Origin of the sequence: Achromobacter sp. (assembly GCF_049647645.1) — a bacterium.
GTDB lineage: Bacteria > Pseudomonadota > Gammaproteobacteria > Burkholderiales > Burkholderiaceae_B > Achromobacter.
On the sequence record NZ_JBARYB010000096.1, the window covers coordinates 1 to 2,617 of the forward strand.

The 2,617-nt window shown below is 70.0% G+C and carries 3 protein-coding genes; all 3 read left to right on the top strand.

All coding sequences use genetic code 11. The features are described from left to right. On the top strand, positions 1–1,014 hold a 1,014-nt coding region (locus WBB14_RS11630; RefSeq protein WP_424239945.1), incomplete at its 5' end, for a DUF2817 domain-containing protein. A 31-nt stretch (positions 1,015–1,045) separates the two neighbouring features. Next, positions 1,046–2,059 carry a quinone oxidoreductase family protein gene (locus WBB14_RS11635; protein WP_424239946.1) on the top strand — a complete coding sequence of 338 codons (1,014 nt, stop codon included), beginning with the start codon at positions 1,046–1,048 and terminating at the stop codon, positions 2,057–2,059. After that, the gene (locus WBB14_RS11640; RefSeq protein WP_424239947.1) at positions 2,056–2,505 is read left to right on the top strand and encodes a PaaI family thioesterase; all 450 of its coding nucleotides are present in this window, start codon (positions 2,056–2,058) and stop codon (positions 2,503–2,505) included. The genes WBB14_RS11635 and WBB14_RS11640 overlap by 4 nt, the downstream gene beginning before the upstream one ends. The last annotated feature ends 112 nt before the right edge of the window (positions 2,506–2,617 follow it).

A 2,617-nucleotide genomic window follows, 5' to 3' on the forward strand; every position in this document is an offset into this window, starting at 1 on the left:
GCGCTGGCGCGCCACGAGCACCCCACCGCCAAGGATCCGCAGGGCCGGCCGCTGACGGTAGACGTGGCGGTGCTGGGACGTCCCGACGCACGCCGCACCCATCTGGCCATCAGCGGCACCCATGGCCTGGAAGGCGCTGCCGGCTCGGCGGTGCAACTGGCCTGGCTGCAAGCGGACAGCGGCCTGCCGCTGCCGGACGATGTCAACGTGGTGCTGGTGCACGCCTTGAATCCTTACGGCTACGCCCACGACACCCGCACGACCGAGAACAACGTCGACCTGAACCGCAACTTCATCGACCACACCGGGCCGGCGCCAGCCAATCCGCACTACGCCGCGCTACATCCGCACCTGATCCCGCGCCATTGGACGGAGGCTTCGCTCGATGCCGGCGCCGAGGCGTTGGAACGCTTCCGCCTGGAACATGGCGCAGACGCGCTGTTCAACGTGACGGCCAGCGGCCAATACACGCATCCGGACGGACTGGTCTACGGCGGCAGCGGTCCCGAATGGTCCAACCGCACGCTGCGCCGCATCGTCGACGAGCACCTGGCCGCAAGCGAGCGCGTAGCCTTCATCGACTGGCACACCGGCATCGGCGAATACGGCGAACCCTTCTTCCTGTGCTTCAACGCCGACGGCAGCGCGGAACAGGCGCAGGCCGCCGCCTGGTGGGGCGCGGACCGCGTGCTGGGACAGCGCCCGCACGGCCTGGCCCGCCCCGACTACCAGGGCCTGGTGTTCCGCGGCGTGCAACAGGCCCTGGGCGAACGGCCCCTGGCCGGCGCGGTGGTCGAGTTCGGCACGCGCGGCTTGCAGATGCGCGCCGCCTTGCGGCTGGACCAATGGCTGCGCTTCAGGGCGCCTGCGGCGCCCGATGCCGCGCGCGATGCCCAATTGCGCGCCGACCTGGTCGATGCCTTCGTTCCCGTATCCAGCGTCTGGCGCCGCAATGTGGTGGCCCACGGCCTGCAGATCACGCGCCAGGCCATCGCCGGCCTGGCCGCGTGGTGATTTCCCCCTTCATCCCTTTTTCAAGACACTCATGAAAGCCATTGTTTTGCGTGAACACGGCGGCAGCGACAAGCTGCGCCTGGAAACCGAATTCCCCGATCCCGTCGCCGGTCCCGATGACGTGGTCATCCGCGTCCAGGCCTCGTCGCTGAACTACCACGACGTCTTCACCCGCCGCGGCATGCCCGGCATCAAGCTGCCCTTTCCCGTCATCATCGGCCTGGACGTGGCCGGCGTGGTGGAGCAGACCGGCGCCAACGTGCGCGACTGGAAGGCGGGCGACCGCGTGCTGGTCGACCCGATAGACCGGGTCGACGGCGGCCTGGTGGGCGAGACCATCCACGGCGGCCTGGCCGAACTGTGCCGCGTGCCGGCGCATCAGCTGCTGCGCCTGCCCGACGAAGTCAGTTTCGACCAGGCGGCGGCGCTGCCCGTGGCCTACGGCACCGCCCTGCGCATGATGAACCGCATCGGCCAGGTCCAGCCCGGCGAAAAAGTCCTGATCCTGGGCGCCAGCGGCGGCGTGGGCGTGTGCGCCGTGCAACTGGCCAAGCTGGCCGGCGCCGAAGTCATCGCCTGCGCCGGCAGTCCCGACAAGGCCGAGACGCTGCGCGCCCTGGGCGCCGACCACGTCATCCTGTACACGGAGGAAGATTTCCTCAAAGCGGTCCAGGAGCGTTTCGGCAAACCATCGCGCCGCCGCTCCGGCAAGCCCGGCGGCGTGGACGTGGTGGTCAACTTCACCGGCGGCGACACCTGGGTCAAGTCCTTGCGCTGCCTGCGCCTGGGCGGCCGCCTGCTGACCTGCGGCGCCACCGCGGGCTTCGATCCCAAGGAAGACCTGCGCTACATCTGGACCTTCGAGCTGCAGATCCGCGGCTCCAACGGCTGGGAACGCGAGGATCTGCACGAGCTGCTGGGGCTGGTGCGCGACGGCCGGCTGCGGGTCCACGTGGACCGCAAGTGGCCGCTGGAACAAGGCGCCCAGGCGCTGGCCTCGCTGGAAGATCGCAAGATCGTCGGCAAAGTGCTGGTGTCGGCATGAGCGCGAACCCGAAAGCTGCGCTGCCCGCCTCCACCCTCGATGCCGCCGCCATCCAGGCGAAGTTCGACGAGTCGCCGTTCATCGCCTGGCTGGGCCTGTCGGTGCGCGACGTGGACCACGACCAGGGCGAACTGACCGTACTGGCCCCCATGCGCCCGGAATTCCAGCGCGGCGCGGCCAGCGGCCAATGGCATGGCGGCCCGCTGGCCGCCGTGATCGACACCGTAGGCGATTTCGCCGTGGGCATGCTGCTGGGCCGCGGCCTGCCGACCATCAACTTCCGCGTCGACTATCTGCGTCCGGCCGTGAACACCGCGCTGACCGCCGTGGCCCGGGTGCGCCGCAACGGCCGCAGCGTGGGCGTGGCCGACGTCGACCTCTACAACGACCAGGGCGCGCTGGTGGCCATCGGCCGCGCCACCTACGCCACGCTCAGCCAGGGCTGAGCGGGCTCTCATCCGAACGCAAAGGACATACATCATGACCACTACGCAGCGCCCCGGACGGCGCGCCTTCCTGACCCGCAGCGCCGCCGGCGGCCTGGCCGCCGGCCTGGGC